The organism is Caballeronia sp., from assembly GCF_049581465.1.
Taxonomy (GTDB): Bacteria; Pseudomonadota; Gammaproteobacteria; order Burkholderiales; family Burkholderiaceae; genus Caballeronia.
Genome location: NZ_JBAUSA010000200.1, coordinates 1 through 2,865, shown reverse-complemented (window position 1 = coordinate 2,865; position 2,865 = coordinate 1). Strand labels below are relative to the sequence as shown.

Below are 2,865 nucleotides of genomic sequence, written 5' to 3'. Positions count from 1 at the left end.
CGCCCGCTGTCTGTTAAGGTTGGCCGCTTAATCTCAACCTTGAATGTCAAGCCGTCCCGCTTCTCGCTAGGCTTGTCACGCTGGATGCGCAATCGCAGGGCGGTTTCAAAGGTGATGCCCACCCACTGTCGAGAGAATTTGAGCTTTTTCTCGTCGATCAGGTTTCGGGTTTTGACCCAAACGCCAATTGACAAATTCATGTCGCACTAAGGCGAATTGACTAATTTATGTCGGTCCGAGTGCGATTAAATCTGTCAATTTTCGGCGCTCCGTCGTTGCTGGGCAAGGATTCCGGATTGACAGAATTACGTCGAATGACGATACCCGGTTGGCGTTGTCACTGTCTGGTTCGATCCTCAAGATCCCGCGACTGCAACTCTCATGGCGGGTGCAGTGCTCGACACGACTTGGCCGGGAATCTACAAGCTTGGTTCTGTTTGCGTTGTCATCTTGTTGGTCGCTGGCGTGTGTTTGTGGCCGAGCCGTGTAAAACCAACGGCTTAACAGATCCACTCTGCTTCAGTTACTTAAGTATTGTTGATTTCGCTCGTTTTGAGCGTGCAATGGATGCGCAACCGTGCGTTCTGTCTCGTGTCCGCGTACCACCCTCCGCCGAGGTCATAACGTAGTCTGCTGAATGACCGTTGCCGAGCAAGACCACTGACCTCTCAGGGTCGACCGCATCGGGCAGTAGTCGGGGAAAGTACTCGCACTAACGTGCCTGCCTGCGACTTCCACATACTCAGTTCGACCCAACGGATTGACTATTGTTGTTAGATTCATCGCCAGCTTCAGCCTTAAGTTTCGAAGGCCCGCGCCAGTGCAAGCGTGTCGATGTACTCCCGGATGTTCGTCACTTTGCCATTTCGAACGGTAATGGCGAAGACCCAATGGTCGTCGAACGTCCTGTTCGTGGCTTTGACTCTGCCCGTGGCGAAGCCAACGACCAGAACCCGGTCGCCTTGCTCTACGAATTCGGGAGGCTCTGGGTATGACGTTTCCACCATTTCCGAAGCCTTCTGAAGCAAGCCCGCCAACCCGGCGTGTCCGTAGTGCGTGCCGGCCAGCGGCCACTCGCCCGGAATGATCCACTCAATGTCTTCGGCAGAAATCGCCAACAGACCTTGCTCATCGCCGCGGCCCATTGCTGCAAAAAAATCCTTCACAATCTGGACATTCTCTTGCGTGCTCATCGACATCTCTCCATTGCAGGATCGCATCAAAATTCGCGATCACGATTCATTAGTCGAACTTGACCAAGTCCTTAAAGATCAGTTGACCCCAGCTATTGCCGCGCGCCTGCACAAGCAGTCCACCTTCGGAAAGCCCGCCAAGTTTGATCGGCGAGAAACCGAGATTTTCCGCAAGCGCACCAATCTCCGCTGCGGCGCCGTCATCGTCGCTCGCTAGAAACACGACTCTCCTGCCACCATGTACGGCCGGATCTTGGTCAAGGACGGCAGCGCCCAAATGGTTGAAGCCCCTAACCAGTCTTGCACCAGTGAAGGCCTGCGCGACGACCTTGGAAGAAGGCTGTCCTCCCAGTTCCTCAGGGGACACGCCGTAGGCATTGGTCACATCAATGATGATCTTGCCCGTCCAAGTGGGCAGCGCCTTCGCGACATCCTGGTGCGACTCGTAACGGACAGCCAAAAGGACGATGTCAGCCCTGACGGCATCCGCTAGTTTTTTGGGGATAATCGTGGGTCCGATCGTGGCCGCAGCGGATGCAAAGCTTTCCGGGTCGCGCGTGGTTGCAACGGATACTTCGATGCCCTTGCGGGCAAACGCCTTGGCCAGAGCCTGGCCGATCTTGCCGAAGCCGATAATTGCGTAGCTCATATATTCTCCTTTAGTTTACCGAACCGTACGGCGCTCCAAATAATCGAATGCGGAGCGCCGCAGGGGCGTGGTACGTTATATTTGCGCCAGGCCGCCGTCGACGGCGACTTCGCTGCCGGTCATGAAGCTGCTGTCCGACGACGCAAGAAAGGCAGCCACCGCCCCGAGCTCCACCGGATCTCCCATGCGCTGGAGCGCAGTCATCGAGCCGTAGGCCTTCAGGCCCTCCTCGCCGAGCGCTGCCTTCGCGAGTTCGGTCGCGACCGCCCCGGGCGTCAGCACGTTCACCCGGATGCCGGTGCCCTTCAGGTCCTCCGCCCAGGTCCGCGCGAGGTTGCGTACTGCCGCTTTGCTCGCGCTATAGGCGGTGAACGCCGGGGCGCCCGTGGTGCCGGCGCTCGACCCGGTCAGGATGATCGAACCGCCCGCGCCCATCAGCGGCACCGCCTTCTGGACCGTGAAGATCGTACCCTTCACATTGACGTCGAACGTTTCGTCGATGTGCTTGGCGGTGATCTCGCCGAGCTTAAGCTGGCTTCCCACCCCGGCATTGGCGAATACGATGTCGAGGGTTCCGCGCTCGGCCTTCACCGCTGCGTAGAGTCGGTCGAGGTCGGCCTCATCTGAAACCGAGCCCTTCACCGCGCGGGCATTGGGCCCGAGGTAGGCCACAGCGGCGTCGAGTTCCTTCTGCCGGCGGCCGAAGATGAAGACGAAGGCGCCCTCGTCGATGAAGCGCTTCGCTGCCGCGCGGCCGATGCCGGTAGCGCCACCGGTGATCACGGCGGTCTTTCCATTCAGTCTGTTCATGTCATGCATCCTTCGAAACAAAAGCGAGAAATACAATTCTGGACCTCTTGATCCATGAAGCGAATTGACTGAATGTCTATAGGTACCATCTACTTTTTAGATACGTATGCTCGATAACGTCACCATCAACCAACTTCGGGCCTTCGTTGCCGTGTGTGACCAGGGAAGCTTTTCCGGGGCTGCACGGGAGCTAAGGCGTGCACAGTCAGCGAT

General features: G+C 57.6%; 5 protein-coding genes. 1 reads left to right on the top strand and 4 read right to left on the bottom strand.

Translation table 11 applies throughout. From position 1 onward, the window contains the following. From WCA53_RS04965 to WCA53_RS04950, 4 genes are all read right to left on the bottom strand, one after another. On the bottom strand, nucleotides 1-200 hold a 200-nt coding region (locus tag WCA53_RS04965), incomplete at its 3' end, for a hypothetical protein (protein WP_423906269.1). 597 nt (nucleotides 201-797) lie between these two features. Next, entirely contained in the window at nucleotides 798-1,193 is a 396-nt protein-coding gene (locus WCA53_RS04960; RefSeq protein WP_423906266.1) for a nuclear transport factor 2 family protein, read from the bottom strand. A 49-nt stretch (nucleotides 1,194-1,242) separates the two neighbouring features. After that, nucleotides 1,243-1,842 carry an NADPH-dependent F420 reductase gene (locus tag WCA53_RS04955; protein WP_423906263.1) on the bottom strand — a complete coding sequence of 200 codons (600 nt, stop codon included), beginning with the start codon at nucleotides 1,840-1,842 and terminating at the stop codon, nucleotides 1,243-1,245. A gap of 75 nt (nucleotides 1,843-1,917) precedes the next feature. Beyond that, nucleotides 1,918-2,652 carry an SDR family NAD(P)-dependent oxidoreductase gene (locus WCA53_RS04950; protein WP_423906260.1) on the bottom strand — a complete coding sequence of 245 codons (735 nt, stop codon included), beginning with the start codon at nucleotides 2,650-2,652 and terminating at the stop codon, nucleotides 1,918-1,920. Nucleotides 2,653-2,758: 106 nt separating this feature from the next. Here WCA53_RS04950 and WCA53_RS04945 point away from each other — a divergent pair. Beyond that, on the top strand, nucleotides 2,759-2,865 hold a 107-nt coding region (locus WCA53_RS04945), incomplete at its 3' end, for a LysR family transcriptional regulator (RefSeq protein ID WP_423906272.1).